General features: G+C 46.3%; 19 protein-coding genes. 6 read left to right on the top strand and 13 right to left on the bottom strand.

What is annotated here, in order from left to right; translation table 11 throughout:
• From ACOJS8_RS06535 to ACOJS8_RS06500, 8 genes are all read right to left on the bottom strand, one after another.
• Positions 1-712, bottom strand: a 712-nt coding sequence (locus tag ACOJS8_RS06535) for a hypothetical protein (RefSeq protein WP_420147732.1), incomplete at its 3' end; no start/stop codon positions are given.
• 3 nt (positions 713-715) lie between these two features.
• The gene (locus tag ACOJS8_RS06530; protein ID WP_420147731.1) at positions 716-1297 is read right to left on the bottom strand and encodes an RNA polymerase sigma factor; all 582 of its coding nucleotides are present in this window, start codon (positions 1295-1297) and stop codon (positions 716-718) included.
• 80 nt (positions 1298-1377) lie between these two features.
• Positions 1378-2529, bottom strand: a complete 1152-nt coding sequence (locus ACOJS8_RS06525; protein ID WP_420147730.1) for a site-2 protease family protein — start codon at positions 2527-2529, stop codon at positions 1378-1380.
• Between the two features lie 64 nt (positions 2530-2593).
• A complete protein-coding gene (locus ACOJS8_RS06520) occupies positions 2594-3247 on the bottom strand; it encodes an HAD family hydrolase (protein WP_420147729.1) in 654 nt (217 codons plus the stop codon).
• A 95-nt stretch (positions 3248-3342) separates the two neighbouring features.
• Complete coding sequence (locus ACOJS8_RS06515; RefSeq protein ID WP_420147728.1) at positions 3343-4053, bottom strand: glycosyltransferase family 2 protein; 711 nt, start codon at positions 4051-4053, stop codon at positions 3343-3345.
• Between the two features lie 18 nt (positions 4054-4071).
• Positions 4072-5244: a hypothetical protein gene (locus tag ACOJS8_RS06510; RefSeq protein WP_420147727.1), complete on the bottom strand. Its 1173-nt coding sequence runs from the start codon at positions 5242-5244 to the stop codon at positions 4072-4074.
• Between the two features lie 81 nt (positions 5245-5325).
• Entirely contained in the window at positions 5326-6279 is a 954-nt protein-coding gene (locus ACOJS8_RS06505; RefSeq protein WP_420147726.1) for an acetyl-CoA carboxylase carboxyltransferase subunit alpha, read from the bottom strand.
• A gap of 57 nt (positions 6280-6336) precedes the next feature.
• Complete coding sequence (locus ACOJS8_RS06500; RefSeq protein ID WP_420147725.1) at positions 6337-7782, bottom strand: MBL fold metallo-hydrolase RNA specificity domain-containing protein; 1446 nt, start codon at positions 7780-7782, stop codon at positions 6337-6339.
• Positions 7783-7914: 132 nt separating this feature from the next.
• Between ACOJS8_RS06500 and dacB the strand changes: the two genes are divergently transcribed.
• Positions 7915-9459, top strand: a complete 1545-nt coding sequence (gene dacB, locus ACOJS8_RS06495) for a D-alanyl-D-alanine carboxypeptidase/D-alanyl-D-alanine endopeptidase (protein WP_420147724.1) — start codon at positions 7915-7917, stop codon at positions 9457-9459.
• Positions 9460-9531: 72 nt separating this feature from the next.
• On the opposite strand, the gene ACOJS8_RS06490 is transcribed toward dacB, so the two are convergent.
• The 4 genes from ACOJS8_RS06490 to ACOJS8_RS06475 all read right to left on the bottom strand — a co-directional run bounded on the left by ACOJS8_RS06490 (position 9532) and on the right by ACOJS8_RS06475 (position 12657).
• The gene (locus tag ACOJS8_RS06490) at positions 9532-9996 is read right to left on the bottom strand and encodes a response regulator (RefSeq protein ID WP_420147723.1); all 465 of its coding nucleotides are present in this window, start codon (positions 9994-9996) and stop codon (positions 9532-9534) included.
• On the bottom strand, positions 9950-11428 hold the full coding sequence (locus tag ACOJS8_RS06485) for a sensor histidine kinase (protein ID WP_420147722.1): 1479 nt from the start codon (positions 11426-11428) through the stop codon (positions 9950-9952). Before ACOJS8_RS06485 ends, ACOJS8_RS06490 begins: the two co-directional genes overlap by 47 nt.
• A gap of 79 nt (positions 11429-11507) precedes the next feature.
• The gene (gene hslV / locus ACOJS8_RS06480; RefSeq protein WP_420147721.1) at positions 11508-12047 is read right to left on the bottom strand and encodes an ATP-dependent protease subunit HslV; all 540 of its coding nucleotides are present in this window, start codon (positions 12045-12047) and stop codon (positions 11508-11510) included.
• 121 nt (positions 12048-12168) lie between these two features.
• A complete protein-coding gene (locus ACOJS8_RS06475; RefSeq protein ID WP_420147720.1) occupies positions 12169-12657 on the bottom strand; it encodes an Lrp/AsnC ligand binding domain-containing protein in 489 nt (162 codons plus the stop codon).
• A gap of 554 nt (positions 12658-13211) precedes the next feature.
• On the opposite strand from ACOJS8_RS06475, the gene lepA reads away from it, so the two are divergent.
• The 3 genes from lepA (at position 13212) to ACOJS8_RS06460 (ending at position 16744) form a co-directional block, all read left to right on the top strand.
• A complete protein-coding gene (gene lepA / locus ACOJS8_RS06470) occupies positions 13212-14999 on the top strand; it encodes a translation elongation factor 4 (RefSeq protein WP_420147719.1) in 1788 nt (595 codons plus the stop codon).
• Between the two features lie 402 nt (positions 15000-15401).
• Complete coding sequence (locus ACOJS8_RS06465; protein ID WP_420147718.1) at positions 15402-16049, top strand: carbonic anhydrase; 648 nt, start codon at positions 15402-15404, stop codon at positions 16047-16049.
• A gap of 86 nt (positions 16050-16135) precedes the next feature.
• Positions 16136-16744 carry a pyridoxamine 5'-phosphate oxidase family protein gene (locus tag ACOJS8_RS06460; RefSeq protein WP_420147717.1) on the top strand — a complete coding sequence of 203 codons (609 nt, stop codon included), beginning with the start codon at positions 16136-16138 and terminating at the stop codon, positions 16742-16744.
• Positions 16745-16775: 31 nt separating this feature from the next.
• Here ACOJS8_RS06460 and ACOJS8_RS06455 read toward each other — a convergent pair whose 3' ends face one another.
• Positions 16776-18275, bottom strand: coding sequence for an arabinose isomerase (locus ACOJS8_RS06455; RefSeq protein ID WP_420147716.1), 1500 nt, complete (start codon positions 18273-18275; stop codon positions 16776-16778).
• A 324-nt stretch (positions 18276-18599) separates the two neighbouring features.
• On the opposite strand from ACOJS8_RS06455, the gene ACOJS8_RS06450 reads away from it, so the two are divergent.
• The gene (locus ACOJS8_RS06450; RefSeq protein ID WP_420147715.1) at positions 18600-19367 is read left to right on the top strand and encodes an oxygenase MpaB family protein; all 768 of its coding nucleotides are present in this window, start codon (positions 18600-18602) and stop codon (positions 19365-19367) included.
• A 169-nt stretch (positions 19368-19536) separates the two neighbouring features.
• Positions 19537-20883, top strand: a 1347-nt coding sequence (locus ACOJS8_RS06445) for an L-serine ammonia-lyase (RefSeq protein WP_420147714.1), incomplete at its 3' end; no start/stop codon positions are given.

The raw sequence follows: 20883 nt of genomic DNA, 5'->3' as shown, positions 1-20883 counted from the left end.
CCTCGCGCTTGCCTTCCAGATTTTTGCTGACGACCTCCTCAAGCAGTTGTTTAGCCTTGCTTTCATCCGATTTCTGACCACGTTTAAGCAGCGCGATGGCCTCGTAAAACGTGCCCGGATTAGCAACAAGATCAGTCTGTTGACTTAATTGGTGAAACGACGTAATGGCCTTATCATAATTCCCCTGACGTAGCGAAACAATACCCGCATACTTTAGCGCACTATCATTGTCGGGTTGACGGCTCAATATAGCCTGAAAAACAGCATCCGCTTCAGCAAGTTTACCCAGATTGAATTGTTCGGCACCTATTTTCAGGCTGTCAGCCATACCATCCATAGTCGTCGGTAGTTGCATAAAATTTTCCGTTACGTATTCATCCGCCAAGTGGCTCGCCACAGCCGTGGATTCCGTAGGAAATAAGAAATACCAGCCTAAACCAAGCAAAAGCACAAGGCTGGCGGCAGCCACCCAGCGTATGGGAGCGCTCTGGAGTGGCCGAGCTGGTACATTTTGCTTACGTAGTGCATCAAGTTCCTGTCGCCGTTGTTCACGCGCTTCCTGCAAAGCTGTCTGTTTTGTTACCAAGTAAAAAGCCATAGCATTAGCTACATCAGGGTCGTTACGTAACGTAGCCTCAAACTGGGTGCGCTCCTCGGATGAGAGTTGTCCAGTCAAATAATTTTCAATTGTTTCCAGATCGGTTTTCATCATATGCTATGAAAAGCGTTCACGTAATTTTTCCAGACAACGTAAGCGGCTGGTCTTAGCCACAGCGGCTGAATTATAGCCCATCGTTAGTGCAATTTCTTCGTCGGAATACCCCTCGCCCCACGACAGAATCATGGTGCGGCACTTCTCGCCCAACTCATTTAAATGCCATTTCAATTTTTCGACATCGCTCTGTGCAACAAGTGCCTGTACAATCGACCGCGACTCGTCGGGCAATTGCATCAACGAATCATCGAGCGAGAAAGCATCGTGTACGCTACTTCGATTAGTCGTCTTTTTTCGAATTGCGTCAACACATTTGTTAGTAAATATTTGATATAGGTACGTTTTCAAGCCGGAACGTCCTTCAAACTTGCCAGTGGCAATACTTTCGAAAGCAGTAAGCATAGTGTCAGAATACACGCTGGCGCATTCGTCTTCTGTCAAACGATGCTTTCGCGTACCGTCTGCGATGAGGTACTGGTATTTTTCGTAGAGCTTATTTTCGGAGTGTCGGCGTTGGGTACCGCCTGCCTGGATACCCACCATCAGATCAGCATCAGAAAGCTGTCTGGAAAAAAGTCCCATAGGTTAGAGGAATCATTATGAGACTGTAAGATAAAAACTTTAACGAGATTGTTTAGAAATCAACGTATCAAATCTGATTGCTACGCAATTAGAAACGGACGTGGGCTAAAGCACAGCACAAAAACGAGCAAAGCTATCCAGCCCAGTACTTGCCGTTTTGCATCTAAAGGCTCTTCCAATTCGGTTTCTGGATGATAAACCCCTAAAAAACGACCCAGTACAAGGACAAAAATCATAAAGCCGGAGTAACCCTCCAAGTCGGGTCGTATCCACGATACAATCAGTTGCGCCGTAACAACGCTGAGCGTAACAAGCAGTGAGGTTATACGGTTTTCGCTGATTCGTGAAAATGCCAGAAACAGCACAAATACGTATAAACCGAACGACCCTAACTCAGAAAAAAAGGCTTCGTCCGAAGATACCGCAAAGTCCGATGGTTTAAACTGCCCTAAACCTGCATAAAACGCAAATACAATAAATAATGTCGGCGCAACCCACTGAAATCGTTTGCGACCAATAAGCCCGTACAGGATATGCCCGCCATCCAGTTGGCCAATCGGAATCAGATTGAGCGAGGTAAAAAATAATGCCAGATAACCAGCCAGTACATACGGATAGTGAATCATCTCGTATGCATGTGGCACGCGAGCCGGGTCTGCTACGTAGGTCTTGAAAAAGTAAAATAATAAATTATCTCCCAGCCCCACAGCTCCTCCCTCCGGGAGATTCTGGTACGCATAATTACCATAATCGAGGCCCCATTTCTGGTATTCGGGGTGGATAGTGAAAATAAACTCTGGTGGCGGTAAATGAGTAAATGCGTACCATAGTACCGCCAGAGCTAATACAAAACCAGCCAGCGGTCCGGCAATGCCTATATCAAAATATTTACGGCGACTGTTGATGTAATCTTTAATTCGAATAAACGCGCCCAACGTGCCGATGCTCTGACCAATGCCTAACCAAAGCGGAATGTAAAAGGGCAACGTAACACGTACTTTATTGGCTTTAGCTGTAAAGTAATGGCCAAACTCGTGAACTGTCAGAATCGCCAGAAATGGTAAAGAAAACTGGAGACCTGCCACAAACTCACTCCAGCCCAGTGGCTTCATTCCTTCAAACGGGATAAATAACCGTCCAAACATCCACTCGGCTCCGGCCAGCGTTGTCGTAACAAGGGTAATTAAAAAAAGACCTCCGTGCAGGAGGTAAGTTTTAGTACGTTGATTCATATCGATGTACGACGTAGTATACAGGCTGCATAACTCGGCAGAATTATTAATCCTGCATTCTACATCATATATTTTCCAGATAGTCTAAAATTGTCTTGGGAGGCTGTACATGTATAGCCTGAATACCTAACTCGGCAGCCGCCTGGATGTTCGCAGCATTATCGTCCAGGAAAGCCGTTTCTTCAGCCGTCAGCCCTGCTTCGTTTAATACGTGCTGATAAATTTCCGGCGACGGTTTCATTAACTGCACTTCGTAGGAATAGAATACGCGCTCGAAGAGAGTCTCCAATGTCGGCTGATTCAGCTTGATTAACATCTGATTGACATGCCGAATATGAATAGCACTCGTGTTACTCAGCAGAAATACCCGATAGTTCAATTTTAATTCTTTGATACGTTCCAGCCTTTCAACCGGTATATCAAGCAGAACGGTATTCCAGGCTGTATCAATGACTTCATCCGCCCAGCGATCAGATGCGCCCGTGCTGTTTTTGAGCACCTCCCGTACATGATCCCGAAAGGCATTATCGTCGATCAGACCCGTTTCATACTGGCCCAGGATGTTATGCTGCTTCCAGATAGCCACCACCTCGTCTTCAGAAAGGTTGGCCAGCACGGCAAAATTCCGCATCGGCGCTGTCAGGTCAATGGGAATAATAACATCACCAAGATCAAAAATTATATTTTTAAGCGTTGCCTTATTGAGCGTAGAATCCATACGTAACGTTCAGGTTGTAGCTGAGTCAGAAAACAAAGATAAGGTTAGATTTGCAGACAACGCGCGAAAATAAGCAGCCAAAACATATCGCCAGATCAACCGAACAGACCATAGCGGATGATGCAGTAAATGGCCCGGAAGCCATCTTTCCAGTTTATTTTTTTGCCTTCCTCGTACGTTCTGCCATAATAGGATATGCCTACTTCATAGATCCGGATGCCGGGAATTTTGGAAATTTTTGCGGTAACTTCCGGTTCGAAACCAAAGCGTTTTTCTTTCAGCGGAATCTGCTTTACTAAATCTGACCGAAACAATTTGTAGCACGTTTCCATATCCGTTAGGTTCAGATTAGTAAACATATTACTCAGAAACGTCAGGAATTTGTTGCCGATGGTATGCCAGAAAAACAAAATCCGGTGAGCATTCCCGCCCATAAAACGGGAACCATATACGACATCAGCAAAACCGTCAAGTACGGGTTTTAACAATATATTGAATTCCTCCGGGTCATACTCCAGGTCAGCATCCTGAACAATCAGGTAATCACCGCTTGCTTTTTGGATGCCTGTGTGCAAAGCCGCTCCTTTACCCTGATTAACTGCGTGCGCTACGTATTGAATTTCAATGGAGGGGTTTGACCGAATAAAGCCAGAAACTACACTTTCTGTATTATCCTTTGAACAATCGTTGACAACGATTATTTCTCTATCAACTTGAGCCGGTAGCTGTATTTCTACCAGTTTTTTCAATATTCTTTCAATCGTTTTTCCTTCATTGTAAGCAGGTACGATTATGGATAGCTTCATCAGTTAAACAACATTAATTCAAAGGGAACCGTAGATCTGGTAGACAATAGAACTTAGTATAAAAAGGCAACATACCGTAAGAAGCAGGTAATTGTGCTGCTCTTCTTTTTTTACAAGACCACACCAGATTAAGCAGGGCACTACGGTTGCAAAAATGGAAATTCGCTCGTAAAGATAGGGAAGCGTCACTAATAATACGGCGGACCCGAGCAGACCGAAAAATAATTGATAATGGTCACGATGCACGCGGAGCCAGCCTAAACCAACTACAGCGTAAGCAACAACCCAACCCAACTGATAATATTTTCCGAAAATCACCTGGCTTCCTTCACGGGCAATTGCGACGATGTCGGCAATAAAATAAAGCACGATAGCTCCACACACTGTAGCAATAATTACGGCAAGCGAATATTTTTTTTGTGCTTTTATTTCCTCCAGGGTCCGGTTGCCAGCTATCCACAACGTAGTGCCGGCCAGCATCAAAACCGTAAACAGATAACCGAAGGATGGCTTTCCGTTCACGTGGGTATGCTGAAAAAAATAGTGATTTACGAATTGCTCTGGATAAACGCCCCCCCAGGTAAGCCATGTTATCAATACGCCACAAATAGCGACCAGACCCAAAACTACGGCGCGAGTAATTTCTTTTTTAATGAGAGGAAACTTAGGCATAAATAAGCCAATTGCGCCCCCAATGAAAACCTGAAAGTTCACCGCGAATAACAGAAACAACAAACCGATTTGTTTATTCCGGTTAATCAACACCCAGAAAATATAGAAGAGCAAAATACCCGGCAGAAGCGGATGTGCACGGCTTGCGTAAATCAGTACGTAAGGATTGAAAAGAATGGCTAGCGCTTTATGTTTGCCATTTTTAACATGGATGTAGGCCAAAATCAGCCAGCAAATCAGCGCAACGATTCGGCCTGATGGCAACAAAAATTGGCCTAAGAGCCCCAGGTTAGCCAGAATAGCCTGTAGCCCGGCAACAATCCATAAATAGAAGGAAGAAATTGCCCAAGCCGGACTCGTATCCAACGCGGGCCACTTCGAATAAGCCTGAAAGAACGAAGTCAGATAACCAGCGCTTTCGTCTCCTCTCGCTTGCAGTGTTATCGAAAAATAGAGTAATAAAAAAAACGTAACTGCGATTAATCCATAATAGACAAAAGATTGTTTTTTTTCTATCATATCAATAAATACCCATTGGAAGTCTACGAAAACTTCCTTTGTCTTTAAAACCAGCAGTAAGAATTAATTTGATAAGTTACTTTATTCAACAACAACGCCCATTGAGCAGAATTTTTCGATACGTTGGTTGATACGTTCCTGAGGATCAATGGCATTCAGTTCGGCCAGTGCATCGATAATAACCGATTTTAGGTGATTAGCCATTGCCTGATGGTCGTTGTGTGCTCCACCGATCGGTTCTTCCACAATTTCATCCACAAGCTTGTTGAGTTGCATATCGCGGGCTGTTAATTTCATAGCTTCAGCCGCCTGCTCTTTAAAATTCCAGCTACGCCAGAGAATCGTTGAACAGTTTTCGGGAGAAATAACGGAGTACCAGGTATTCTCCAGCATCCAAACCCGGTCGCCAATGGCAATACCTAGGGCGCCACCGGAGGCACCTTCACCAATGATGATGCAAATAACCGGTACGGTCAGCATAAACATTTCTTTCAGGTTACGCGCAATAGCTTCGCCCTGTCCACGCTCTTCTGCTTCCAGACCGGGGAAGGCTCCCGGCGTGTCAATCATCGTAATGATTGGTTTATTAAATTTTTCGGCCAGTCGCATCAAACGTAGCGCCTTCCGATACCCCTCCGGGTTGGGCATGCCAAAGTTCCGGTGCTGCCGTTGTTTGGTGTTACGTCCTTTCTGCTGGCCGATAATCATAACGGTCTGATCGCCCAACTGGCAGAACCCACCCACCATTGCCGGATCATCGCGAACGGTTCGGTCGCCGTGAAGCTCGATAAACTGGTCGCACATCAGCGAAATATAATCGAGTGTATAAGGCCGGTCGGGGTGGCGCGATAACTGAACCCGCTGCCATCGTGTCAGATTCTGAAAAATCTCCCGACGCAGTTTATCAATACTTTGCTCAAGGATATTGACAGCTTCCGTAACGTCAACATTACTGCTCTGAGCTAACTTTTTAGTTTCTTCCAACCGTGCCTCAAGGTCGGCAATGGGCTTTTCGAAATCAAGGTATGTTCTCATAATAAATGGGAGGAGAAAGACAGGAAAGTGGTATTCTTCCGCTCTTTCATTTGCTCCTTAAAGTTCAAAGCTTTCGCCTTTCTTTGGAATGATCACCTGCGGATAACCTTCTTCGGCCAGTGTGTCTCGAAAGGATTCCATGCTTTCATATTCGCCATGCACCAGAAAAATCCGTTTGAGCGTTTCGGGCGATTGCATTCCCACAAAATTTATCAGGTCATTCCGATCACCGTGTCCGCTGAATACATCGATTTTTTCAATGTTAGCTAACACCTGATGGTCTTTCCCCTTAATGCTAAGTGTTTGCTGCCCATTAAGTAAACGCCAGCCAAGTGTTCCTTCGGCACAATAACCGATAATGAGAATAGTAGCGTATGGATTGCTGATATTCTCTGCTACGTGGTATTCAACTCGTCCACCCTGTACCATCCCTGATGAGGAAATGATAATGCACGGCTCGCCATAATTCGAAACAGCTTTGCTGGCTTTCGATGATTCAAGAAACTGGAAGTTCTCAAAGTCGAACAGGGTTTCGTTTTCTTTATAGAACTCCCTGGCCTCACCATTCAGCATTTTTACATGCTTCAAATAAATTTTGGTGCTTTCATAGCCCATTGGACTATCGGAAAAGACTTTAATTGGCGGGAAATTCCGCTCTGTATACAGCCGATTCAAGGTGTATAGCAGCGCCTGGGTCCGGCCTACGCTGAACGATGGAATAATCAGCCGCCCCGGAATATCAATGCAGGTCCGCTGAATTACATCGGCTAGCGCATCTTCGGGAGACATCGTGTTTTCGTGCAGTCGATTTCCATACGTACTCTCGCAGATTAAATAATCGACGGGAGGTACAGGAGCCGGATCCACCAGCAAAGGATAGTTTTTACGCCCGATATCGCCTGAAAAACAGATGCTTTTGCGTTCACCGTTTTCCACTACGTTGATCAGGATATGAGCCGCCCCTAATAAGTGTCCTGCCGGGATGAACGTTACGTCGACTCCATCGGTAACTCTAAACTTCCGATTGAAGCCGATAGGTACGACATTTTCCATTGCGTCACGAACCTGCTTGTCAAGATACAGGTCTTTCTGCATTTGTAACTGTCGCTCCTTCACCCGTTGTTTTTTGCTGGCATTCAGCTCATTGATACGCTTCTGATTAAGCGACGCAGCATCCGTAAGCAGTACGTTAGCCAGCGCAAACGTAGGCTCGGTGCAAAGAATCTGACCTTCGTAGCCTTCCCGAAATAAATTGGGCAGGTTACCCGAATGATCGACGTGAGCATGGGTCAGAAGAACTAAATTTATACTAGAAGCCTCAAACGGAAAGAATCCTGGATGAGTAACGACGGGGGCTGTCTGACCGTTCGAACTGGCCTCGCGTGGCCCAGACCGTTCCAGATCGGAACCACAGTCAATGAGGATGCGGTAACCATCCTCCAATTCCAGCAGGTACATACTACCTGTTACCTGCCGGGCCGCCCCCAGAAATGATAATTTCATGCGTGCAACTTTAACTAATCGATGTCGTGTATTTGGTGCTCTGTGAAGGTCCGTTTAAAGCAAGTGGGTGGTGTTTATTCTGTAAGTTTGCAAAGGTAAGAAATAGCCTTCGAATCGCCTAACTGTCTCCAAATGCGCTTTATTCACCGTTCTCATTCTTATTTATTTATTCTTTCGGTTACTTTCCTACTTTGTTACAGCATCCCTATACTCACTTTTCCACAGAGCCCACGGCCTGCCGATTCAGCTGCTATTCAGCACATAATCAAGCTGGTAGACGCGTTTCAATCAAATCCGGTCGCTCGATTTGGAACCGTTGCCCTATCGGTTAGGCGAGTCAGAGATGGTCAAGAATTTATTGGCTACAATGCTCGCCAGAGTCTGCCCTCAGCTTCAACCCTTAAATTGATTACTACGGCGACAGCTCTATCCGTACTAGGACCTAACTATACTTATACTACTGCGCTCGAATACGACGGCTCCTTAAAAGACAGTACGTTGACTGGTAATCTATACATTCGGGGAACTGGCGACCCCTCGCTGGGTAGTTGGCGTTTTACCAATTATTACGATCTGTCGGCGCTGTTAAAAAGCTGGTCGGATGCCGTTCGAGCGGCTGGTATTCGCCGAATTCGGGGAGCCATTGTGGGTGACGCCAGTCTTTATAACGATTTGACTACGCCTGAGACCTGGCCTTATGGTGATCTGGGTAACTATTACGGTGCCAGCCTGAGTGCACTGAACATCAACGAAAACCTGTATCGGATTTTTTTCAGACCCGGAAAATCAATCAACGCACCGGCTACTGTACTACGTACCGATCCGGTTCTACCCTATATGTCTTTCCGGAATACTGTCTTGACCGACGCAGCCAATACCGGCGATCAGGTCAATATTATCGGAGCGCCGTTTCAGAATCAGCAATGGCTGACGGGCAAAGTACCGATGGGCGAACCTGCCAACGAATTTAGTGTGAAAGGCGCCCTTCCCGACCCCGCTTTCTTTACCGCTTACGCGCTTCAAAACCAGCTTATTCAGGCTAATGTAACGATTAGCAATTCCCCAACCTCTATCGGTGGCGGATTGGCAACGACTGTGCCAGGAATGGGTAAACGAACCGTACTGAGTCAGCATAAATCCCCAATCTTAGCAGAGTTAGTTCAGCAGACAAATTTTCAGAGTATTAATCTTTACGCCGAAGCCTTGCTACGTACCACGACTATGGCTCTGGATAAAACGGTTCGATCTACGAACAACAGTCTGGATGTACTGACAAAGTATTGGAAAACCAAAGGAATTAATCTGGATGGCTTTCGAATCAGGGATGGCAGCGGACTGTCGGCAGTTGGTGCCCTCACCGCTGATAACATGACCAATATTCTGAGTGTAATGGGGCGGGATAAAGCATTTTCAGCTTTCTATGAAAGCATTCCGATTGTAGGACAAACAGGAACGGTACGTAGTCTGGCAAAACGTACAGCAGCAGCAGGTAATATTCGAGCCAAAAGTGGCTCAATCGAGGGGGTTCGTGCCTATGCGGGTTACTTTACCGCGGCCGACGGTGAACGAATGAGCTTCTGCATACTCGTTAACAAATTTACACCCGGCCAAAACCGGGTGGTGACGAGTGAACTGGAGAAAGTTTTTGCCGGGCTGGTTAGAATGACAGGAAAATAGAAGGGGTAAGTTGCAGGGTTACGATTTCAGGCCGCAGACAGTACTGAGAGCCTTAAAACCGTAACCACAAAATTACTCATCGTTCATGTGCTCGCAGACGGTTACGACATTAAACCAGTATTGTCCAATAGCTCTTGTCACTTCACTAAGCCGCTGAAACGTTGGGGGTTTGGTAATAAAGCTATTGGCTCCATTGAAGTAGGACGTTTCAATATCGTCTTTTGAATCGGAAGTGGTGAGCACCACAATAGGTATGTGCCTTAGATTTTCGCTGGCTTTTAGTTCGCGCAGAACTTCACGTCCGTCTTTACGGGGCATATTGAGGTCTAGCAAAATAAGCTCAGGCAAGGTGTGGGTAGCCCCGGCGTAACGCCCTTCATATTTCAGAAAATCCAACAAGTCTTCCCCATCTTCCGCGAACGAAATGCGGCTGGATGGGTAATGCTGATGGAAAGCCTCTTTTGTTAGGTAACGGTCGTCTTCGTCGTCGTCAACTAGCAGGATATGAATAGGCTTCGGCTGAAGTTGGTCGGTCATAATTTTGTAATGATTGACTTTCTGGCAAAACGACTATAAATGTTGTCCCTTTATTAGGCTGGCTATGAGCTGTAATGTAACCATGATGATACACAACCACCCGCTTGCAGATTGCTAATCCTATACCAGTTCCTTCAAAGGCACTTTTGCCATGTAATCGTTGAAAAACTTTGAAAATGTGGCCTAAATATTTTTCATCAAATCCGATGCCATTGTCTTCGACGGTAATTTCTACGTAGCGAAGGTCTGGACTAAGCCCCTCGTATGCCTTTCCGCCAACACTTCGGGAGTGAATACGTAGTATTGGTTGTACATCCGTCCTTATAAACTTAAGCGCATTGGAAATCAGATTGTTAAACAAATGGTCCATTTGACTGGCAACGGCCTCAATTGCGGGCAACGGCCCAATATCTACCTGTACATCCAATCCTTTGATACGTAGTTCCTGATCATCGAGAATACGCTGGATAATTTCACTTAACTGTACAGGTTTGAAAGTTTCCTGATGATGGGAGATTCGAGAGAAATTAAGTAAATCTTTAATGAGTTTGGACATTCGCTCCGCCGATGTCGAAATCTTCCCCATAAACATGGTACTGTCATTATCAAACAGATTTCCATACCGGTCGGTAATCAGATTGGCAAACGATTGAATCTTACGCAGGGGCTCCTGTAAATCATGGCTGGCGACAAAGGCAAATCGCTCCAGCTCTTCGTTCGAAGCTTCCAGTTGCCGGATCTGCCCTTTCAACTGAGCTTCGTAGGCCCGAAGCTGGTCTTCGTTCTGCTGACGCCATTTTAATTCCTGCTCAAGCAGACGATAAGATACTACCAGGACAACGAAGGTTAACATCGACAACGCAAAAACAACCAGGAGCGTATTTCGAAAGGAACGCTCAGCCTGGTGATTTCTCATCGCCATCAATGCCTGCTCAGTAGTTATCATCATGGCCGCGTGCCGCCTAAGAACGTCCATCCTACGCTTGCTTTCCTTACTGACAGCCAGATTTTTTTTATCGCTGATCCCGATTTCCAGACGAGTTCCTGATGCCTCTAGTTTACGTTGAATCAGCTTTTCGAGTTCAAGCCAATTCCGAACCTGGTTCTGATTATCATTATAAAGAGTTTGCAGTTGCTTTAGCTGGCCGGGCAACAATTGAAGCGCCTTTCGGTATGGTTCCAGATACGTTGTATCTCTGGTAATAACGTAACCCCGTGAACTGGTTTCAACATCTTTCACCAGCGAAAGGACCTCCTGGATAGCAGCTACTGCCTCATAAGTACGACGTACCCGTTGCGTATCCTCGTTGTATTTATTATAACTATAAAACGATATCGCGAACCCAGATGCAATCAGTACCATAGCCGAAATAAACCCTAACGTAATACGCCGGTTCATCAGTCTGGGAGCAAATCGATTGGGTATTCTCATAACGTTATCTACCTGTGGTAAATATAGAAAAGAACAGGTAAAACCAGGGAGTTCATCGGGCCACTACGTCTCCTTATATTTATAACGTTTCAACTACCAAATTATGGTTTGTATAAATGCAGACATCGGCCGCAATGTGCATACTTTCCCGCACCATTTCCTCAGCAGAGAGGTTAGCTGCATGTTTCTTTAAAGCGAGGGCTGCCGATTGTGCATACATACCTCCCGAACCAATTGCAGCCACATCATGATCAGGTTCAATGACATCGCCCGTGCCGGACACTAACAGCATATCCTCTTTAGAAGCCACAATAAGCATAGCTTCGAGTTTACGCAGATAACGGTCTGTCCGCCAGTCTTTTGCCAGTTCAATGGCCGCCCGTTTAAGATTTCCCCCGTAGGCATTTAATTTTTCTTCGAAACGTTCAATAAGCGTAAAAGCATCGGCAGTCGAACCAGCAAAGCCAGCCAGCACTTTCCCGCCCATGAGTACGCGGACTTTGCGAACGTTACTTTTTGCAATGGTACTGCCCATAGTAGCCTGTCCATCGGCAGCAAGCGCTACGTGCCCATTGTGCCGGATACCTACTACAGTAGTTGCGTGAATTTTGGGTTGCATGAATTTGTGTTTATTGGGAGATATAACGTAGAGAAGAACGTTTTGGGTTCAGGAGCAAGGGAATGGACCAGAAGGCAGACGTTCTATTACTCATGTGTTATCCTATACCATCCCGGTTGCTCTACGCCCCCTGTTCTTTTCCCTCAGCAAAAGGAATCGGTCGATTAATACTTTCTTCGAGAGAAATAAACGTCTCAGTACGTTGAATACCAGCCACTTTCTGTATTTTATCGTGTAATACCTCCCGTAGGTGTTGGGTATCCCGACAAACTATTCGCGCAAAAATACTATAAATGCCGGTTGTATAATGGGCATTGACGACCTCTGGAATTTTTTCCAGTTGCCTGGATACTTCTTCATAAAGTGAGCTTTTGTCCAGATAAATTCCCAAAAATGCGCTAATATCCCAACCTAGTTTGGCATGATCAATTACCAGTTGCGAGCCACGAACAATGCCCATTTGTTTTAATTTGTTCATTCGGACATGAACCGTACCTCCCGACACAAAGATTCGTTTTCCGATTTCAGTATAAGCCATATTGGCATCCTGCATCAGCAAACTCAGTATCTTTAGGTCAGTATTATCAATTTCTAAATTTTTCTCAGTCATTTTAGCTTTTTTTTGATGAATCTCAACAAAACTACCCTTTATTTATTATTTATATAAATTTTAAGAAATTTTTATGTAAAATTTGCAATAATACTCCAGAACGTATTAACTTTGTATTGTCAAGTTGATCGTGCGGGGTCAGCACGCCGATCTTCTTGATATTTGTTTCCTCACACTGTAGGATGTCGAAATTGGCAGACGTGCCCTCCTGTCTCGGGGGTGGTGATAAAGGATAAACGCAGCATAATGCCGCCCTCGTGGCGACTGGGGTTGACCACCAGATGTTGTACTGTAGCTAACTGCACCGTGGGCGGTTCGAGTCCCCCTCCTACAGCTTATTTGACCGCACAAGCGGCCCGGTAATATGCCGGTAAACGATTTTAGTTTGTTGATGAAGTGTAATTGAACACGCCGGCTCCACGATGAGACCGGCGTTTGTTTTTTCTGGTACACATCAACTTACCTAACCCCGGACTTTTTTGCGTATTTTTGCGGTTTATTCAATAGAGCGCAGTGTAGCCTTCTATCTGTAAAGAATCCTCCGTTATTCCAGCGTGAAACATATTCGTAATTTTTGCATTATTGCCCATATTGATCACGGCAAAAGCACACTTGCCGACCGATTATTAGAATTTACCAAGACTGTTGGAGCCCGGGATATGCAGGCCCAATTGCTGGACGACATGGATCTGGAGCGGGAACGTGGCATTACAATTAAGAGTCACGCCATCCAGATGAATTATACCTACAAAGGGGAGATCTACACACTCAACCTGATCGATACACCGGGTCACGTGGACTTTTCCTATGAAGTGTCGCGCTCGATTGCGGCCTGTGAGGGCGCTCTGTTGCTCGTTGACGCATCACAGGGCACTGAAGCCCAGACTATTTCAAACTTGTACCTGGCGATGAATAATGACCTGGTCATTATTCCGGTTTTGAACAAAATTGACCTGCCGGGTGCCATGCCCGAAGAAGTTAAGGACGAAATGGTTGACCTGCTCGGCTGCAATCGCGATGAAATCATTCCGGCCAGTGGCAAAGAAGGTATCGGTGTGCCAGAAATTCTGGCGGCCATTGTTGAACGTATCCCAGCTCCCAAAGGTGATCCAGATGGTGCACTGCAGGCTTTGATTTTCGACTCGCACTTTAATTCCTACCGTGGCATTGAAGTTATCTTCCGGGTCAAAAATGGCCGCATTCGCAAAGGCGACAAGGTTAAGTTCATGAACACCGGCCGGGAATACATAGCGGATGAAGTTGGTACGTTAGGCTTGGAACAAGTCCCTAAAAACGTAATAGAATGTGGTGATGTGGGCTACCTCATTTCGGGCATCAAAGTAGCTAAGGAGGTTAAAGTTGGTGACACCATTACGTCGCTCGAACGACCAGCAACTCAACCCATTCAAGGATTTTCGGAAGTAAAACCCATGGTCTTTGCCGGTATTTATCCTGTAGAAACCAGCGAGTTCGAAGATCTGAGGGAAGCGATGGAAAAACTTCAGCTCAACGATGCCGCGCTGGTTTGGGAACCCGAAACGTCGGCAGCTCTGGGATTTGGTTTCCGATGTGGTTTTCTGGGTATGCTGCACATGGAAATTGTACAGGAACGCCTGGAGAGAGAGTTTGACATGACTGTAATCACCACCGTTCCGTCGGTACGTTTTGAAGTCGTTACAACCAAAGATGAAACCCTGATCGTATCAGCTCCTGCCGAAATGCCTGATCCTAGCACCATTAGCTGGATTGAAGAACCATTTATCAAGGCTCAGATCATCTCCAAATCCGAATATGTAGGTGCCATTATCGGTCTTTGTATGGATAAACGTAGTCTGCTCAAAAATCAGGTTTATCTGACGCAGGACCGAGTGGAGCTACAGTTTGAAATGCCCCTGGCTGAGGTTGTATTTGACTTTTTCGATAAACTCAAGACCATCTCGCGTGGGTACGCTTCCCTTGACTATGAATTCATCGGTAACCGGGAATCGACTATGGTCAAGCTTGATATTATGCTCAACGGCGATCGCGTAGATGCTCTCTCCGCGATCGTTCACCGCGATAAAGCGTATGAATGGGGCAAGAAACTCTGTGAGAAACTCCGCGAATTATTGCCCCGGCAGCAATTTGAGATTGCCATTCAGGCAGCAATCGGGCAGAAGATCATTGCTCGTGAAACGGTAAAAGCACTACGTAAGGACGTATTGGCCAAATGTTATGGCGGTGATATTTCCCGGAAACGTAAACTGCTTGAAAAGCAGAAGAAAGGTAAAAAACGGATGCGACAGGTCGGAAACGTGGAAATACCCCAGGAAGCCTTCATGGCCGTCTTAAAGATTAACTAACTGCAAAGCCAGCTCAAATAAGGGCTGGCTTTTTGATGCCCAACCCTCTCTAATTAAATTCTAATTAAATGCAGGCGGAAATGTGCTAATATTGCCCAAACATGTTAGAAGCGTAACGTCTGACTTTCAAGACAACACGCGCAAGCCGTGTTGAGTGAGTGATTTTTCACGAGAAGAATCGCGTGCTACTGGTCAGGTAACCGACTAGTTTGTTCATAGAATAGATTCTAATGAACACATAAATGCTCTAACGGTTTTTTATATTACTTTTCGGTCATTAGGTGACCTGAATCCAACTAGATAAGTTCCCTTATCTGCTCATAAAGCTGACACGAGAAGGAGAAACGGTCGAAAGGAATCTTTATGGCACGTATTAGTTTAAACCAAAACCATGATTAGCTTATGAATCTGTACGATAAGGTGTTCACCAATAACAAGGAATGGGTGCAGAAGCAACTACAACTCGATCCTACCTATTTCTCACAAATGGCAGAAAGCCAGGCTCCCGAATTTCTTTACATTGGCTGTTCGGATAGCCGGGTATCACCCGACGCTTTTATGGGTATTAAACCAGGAGACGTGTTCATTCATCGCAACATCGCCAATCTGGTCCCCAACAACGACATTAGCTCGCTGGCAGTGTTACAGTATGCCGTTGAGAGTTTGAAGGTTAAGCACGTTATCGTTTGTGGGCATTACGGATGCGGTGGTGTCAAGGCCGCTACTACCCATGATGATTTCGGCTATATGAATACCTGGCTACGTAACATACAGGACGTCTATCGTACGTATCGCGATGAGCTTGACGCCCTTGAAGACCCCGAAGCCAGACATCGGCGGCTAGTCGAGTTGAACGTACGGGAGCAGTGTATGAACGTAATGAAGCTGTCGTTTGTCCAGAAGCGTTTATTTGAAAGTCAGGATATTAAAGTGCATGGCTGGGTGTACGATCTTGCCAACGGGCAACTCAAGGATATGGAAGTTACGCTCGACGATTTAGTGCCAATCCTGGACATCTACCGGTTTAAACATACCGAAGTTGCGCATTAGACATATTCGTTGATTCGATTTATCGAATCCTGATACGTACCACTAACTAAATAGACGATTCCTGTAGCCTGCCATTTTCAATAAATTTGGCAGGCTATATCGTTTACTATACTATTCCTTATACTGCTAAAGCTATGGGTAAGTTTCACGAATCTATCAAATCCGCTCACAGAGAGTTTATCGAAAAGCAGCATATTTTTTTCGTCAGTACCGCGCCATTGAGCGCCGACGGTCATATTAACTTATCCCCTAAAGGCCTCGATTGCTTCCGGGTTTTGGGCGACAATCAGGTTGCCTATATGGATTTGATTAGCAGCGGCAACGAAACATCAGCACATACGCTTGAAAATGGCCGTATTACGTTCATGTTTTGTTCATTTGAAGGTGCTCCCAATATTCTTCGTTTATATGGAAAAGGATTTACGGTACTGCCAAATACAGCAGCATGGGATACATATGCACCGCACTTCCATGTTTATCCAAGTACCCGGCAGATTATTGTAGCTGATGTTGAGTTGGTACAAACTTCCTGCGGTTTTGGCGTGCCTCTGTTTGACTACATCGGCGAACGCGATATTCACTTCAATTGGGCCGAGAAAAAAGGGGAAGAGGGCTTATTGGATTACATTCAGGAGAAAAATTTAGTCAGTCTTGACGGTTTACCCACCAATTTGGGAGTAGCTACACAGAGTTGACTCATTGACAAATAACGGCTTTCCCAAGGTATTAGCAGACTTGAATAGCGACAACACCCAGCAATTCACCAAGTTTTTTGAGCTTGCTGGCAATGTGCCCTACTCCTACCGCACAGTGGTGCGCCGGACCGTGACTGTTCCAATCATTGACGAACCGTCGGGCACCGATCGAAAAGCGATAACGGCTGTTCGTATTGCCAATTTCCAGAATAGGCCCTGGTACAGATTCTCCTTCGGCCATCAGCAATTGTATCTTCCCATCGAGCGTCTCTACTACCGACAACAACGTAACAGGCCCATGTTTGACTGACATTTCTACCGATAAACCACTGCCTACTTTACCATGATAGACGTAAAGCGGACGTACTTTGGTTTTCCCTTCCGCAATGGCAATGTGCCCCGGCCCATCATGGCCCATCAATACTACGTCGTCGCGGAAATCCATAGCGTAGTACTCAGTAAATGATCCACCTACCCCAAATGCATCCATAATTTTCATTGCCTGGACATTCTTCACTTCGTATTCGCCAGCAACAGGTACGCCGTTGGCAGTCAGCAATGAACTGCCTAAAATCACCGAACTGATGGTGTCTTCGTTAAGAGTAGGCCCAGCATTCCGGTTACCGGTTCCTTTGTAATAATACGCCAGCGAACCCAGTTGAAGCTCATTAACCAGGCGGTCGAGCGCAACCGACGTACGAGCCGCCCGGTTTAGCTCAGCGATTGTGCAGTCCGGTTGAATATCGAATGCCTCAAAAAAGAGCTCGACTTGCTGTTTTGTTTCAGCCTCGGTCACCTCCTGACGTATCGCCGAAAGCTGATCCACCTCCACCATTTCAATGTGGCCGCCAAACGTAGCGCTGTGCAGTGTCAGGTTCGAATAAATGTCGAGCATACCGCCGTAATAATTGCCCATTACGCCCAACCGGTTGTGTGCCATTACGTTAGCTACGCGAGCAGCTTCAATCCATTCATCGATTTCGGTCCAGGCTTCGGGATCATCGTGCAGCATACCCGTAACCTGATAGAACGGAATAGCTGACCGCTTAAATACTGAAGCAATTTCGGGTACCGGACAGGCCGAGCAGTATGCCAGCCATTCGCCCGTCATGCGCGTGCGGTCTTCCAGGCTATTAAACCACGCATAGTCGATGGATGGCTCGGGTGACAGATTTAGCACAATGACCGGTACCTTCGCCCGACGTACGACCGGTAATACCGTTGACGAGAGAGCATAGGTCGTTACGTATAAGAAAATAATGTCGACGTCGGCCTGCCGAAACTGATGCCCCGCTACCATGGCTTTTTCGGGCGTATCAACCAAACCCAGGTTGACAATATCGACCTCTGGCCGCTGCATCTTTGTTGCCAACTCTCCTAGATAGCCTTGCAATCGGGCTTGTAACCCGTCAAATTGCGCCCAATACGCTTCCAGGCCGATGCCAAACAAACCGACTTTTAATGCATATTGACCGACCGATCCGAGTCTATAAACTAATCTGGTTGATGTATTCGTGGAATTTTTCTGCATGGCTTGACAGTAGTGGAGTAGCGCTCAGTTCTGGTATATTTTTCATCAAAACTAATACGTTACTAAGAAGATCAGCGTGAGAATTCTATTTCTTTCCGGACGCTTTGTGGTCTAATAGTTATTAGAAATTCTTCATAGAGAATTAGTTAGAGCGCCCCCGTTACCGGTTTGAAAAGTTGCCGGTTAAGGGAATCCGAGTTTTACTTTTCGCGTTTTTCAAAAAGAAACTATACCGGACGTCTGATGATTATCATAAAATTGACGTTACTTAAGAAGTTTGATTTTCAGCCTAGTTAGTAAGGCTTAACTGACGTGTCTTCACCAATGGCTTATTTCGTAAAACGTGGTTCTATCGTCCGCCAGATCTGGGGCGACTCCGACGTCATATTATTAGTGTTTGCTGGGTCGGCTGCTGAGTTCGCCCTCAACAAGGCGGTAGACTGGCTGTTTTTCACGGGGAAACTACCCGCTGATCCAATTGCCCGTTTGTTTTCGACGGTACGTTATGCACAGGAAATTGTCTTTCAGTCCGATGAAAAAGCGCGAAAAACGGTTGCCCGCATGGGTGCCATTCATGAAGGTGTCGAGCAAAAACGGGGCTATTCAATTCCAGACTGGGCGTATCGTGATGTGTTGTACATGCTAATCGATTATTCGGAACGCGCTTACGAAACTCTTCATCGCCCGCTAACGAATGCCGAACGCGAAGAATTGTTTCATACGTTTCGGGAGGTTGGGGCTGGCATGCACGTCCCAGATTTGCCTGCTACGTATGCCGAATGGCAAATTGACCGGCAGAAACACCTGAACCAGGACTTAGCTCATAGCGATTACACAGACAAACTTTTTCAGCGGTATCGGGAACAGTTGGGAAGCTGGCGGTACGATTTGCTTCGTCAGGTACAGGCCATGCTGGTTCCTAAACAGGTTAGCCGACTGGTGGACTTACCCCAAAAACCCCTGCTGACCTATTCTCTTGGCTTATATGGCCTACTAAACGCCGTGGGCTTACGGTCTGTCGTCCAACGTATTCTGTTACCTACCGCGTACCTGGAACAGATACGAGCTTTGGATAACGTGAATAACCGATAGAGTCATGTTATTACGTTACTTATGGCTGAATCAGGTTCAGTTGTGCGATCATGACATCCTGGCTGCACGCCATTAGCAATTAACTACGTATTCTGCAAACAGGTGGGGGCAGATTAGTCATCATTCATATTGATCAATTTAGGTACGCAATTCTAACCATTCATCAGCAATGACGTCTTCCCCCATTACGACCTCCGTTTTCGACTTGTTTAAAGTTGGGCCGGGGCCATCGAGTTCGCATACCATCGGGCCGATGAAAGCCGCCTTTGATTTTCAGCAGCGGCTTGCTACGTTACCTTCTGATGTACAGCAGCGTGCCGATGCTATTCATATTCATCTTTACGGTTCACTGAGTGCAACTGGCAAAGGTCACGGCACCGACCGAGCTATTGTAGCTGGGCTGTTAGGCTGGCAGCCCGAAACCACAGACCCCGACGCATTGCTGAAGCTTCTGCGCGATGCTAACGCTACGTATCCCGTATCGATAGGCAATCAAGCTATCAGCGTTGGTCCGCAACACCTTCATTTCGAGCGAAAACGATATGCTTCTCCTTATGCCAATACAATGGTGTTACGTTTAACTGCTGGAGACGAGACCCTGGCCGAAGAAGAGTACTATTCGATTGGGGGCGGGTTTATCATCCGAAAAGGCGAACCCGAGACCGTTGGCAGCAGGCAGGACGTACCGTATCCGTATAGCACCATGAGTGAATTGAAGGCCCAGCTTGCAGAGCATGAACTTATTCTTGATGATTTATTGATGGCCAACGAAATGGCCCTGACCGGACGTAGCAAACCAGAGGTAAACCAGCGAATCGACCAGATTCTGGACTTTATGCATAAAGCCGTTCGGCGGGGGCTTCGGCATAAGGGAACGTTGCCCGGATCCATAAAACTGAGCCGTAAGGCACCAATTCTGTTTCAGCAGGCTAAGGAAATGAGCCAGTCGTCGGATAGTTTCCTGATTTTTCTGAATGCGTATTGCCTGGCGGCTTCGGAAGAAAATGCTGCGGGTGGTATTGTGGTAACGGCTCCAACATCGGGCGCGTCAGGCGTTATTCCGGGCTTAACGTATCTGGGTAAGCACCATTTTCACTACGATAGAGCTACGCTACGTTCGGGTATGCTGGCGGCTGCCGTCATCGGGTTTCTGGTTAAACAGAATGCCAGTATTTCGGGCGCCGAAATGGGCTGTATGGGCGAAGTGGGCACGGCATCAGCAATGGGGGCTGCTTTTCTAACCCGGTGCACCCAGGGCGTACCAGACGTTGGCCCAATTGAAGCAGCCGCAGAAATAGCTATCGAACACCATTTAGGCATGACCTGCGACCCCATCGGCGGCTATGTACAGATTCCGTGCATCGAACGTAACGCCATGGGGGCCGTAAAAGCCTACAATGCTTTTTTACTCGCTACGTCCGGAGCAGCGTCTTTTCAGAAAATATCACTCGATGCCGTCGTTAAAGTCATGAAAGCCACGGGGCGCGACATGTCGACGAAATATAAAGAAACCTCT

This window comes from Spirosoma sp. (genome assembly GCF_048594605.1).
Classification (GTDB): Bacteria; Bacteroidota; Bacteroidia; order Cytophagales; family Spirosomataceae; genus Spirosoma.
Note: the sequence above shows the minus strand (reverse complement) of the source record. Positions and strands in the feature narration are given on the sequence as shown.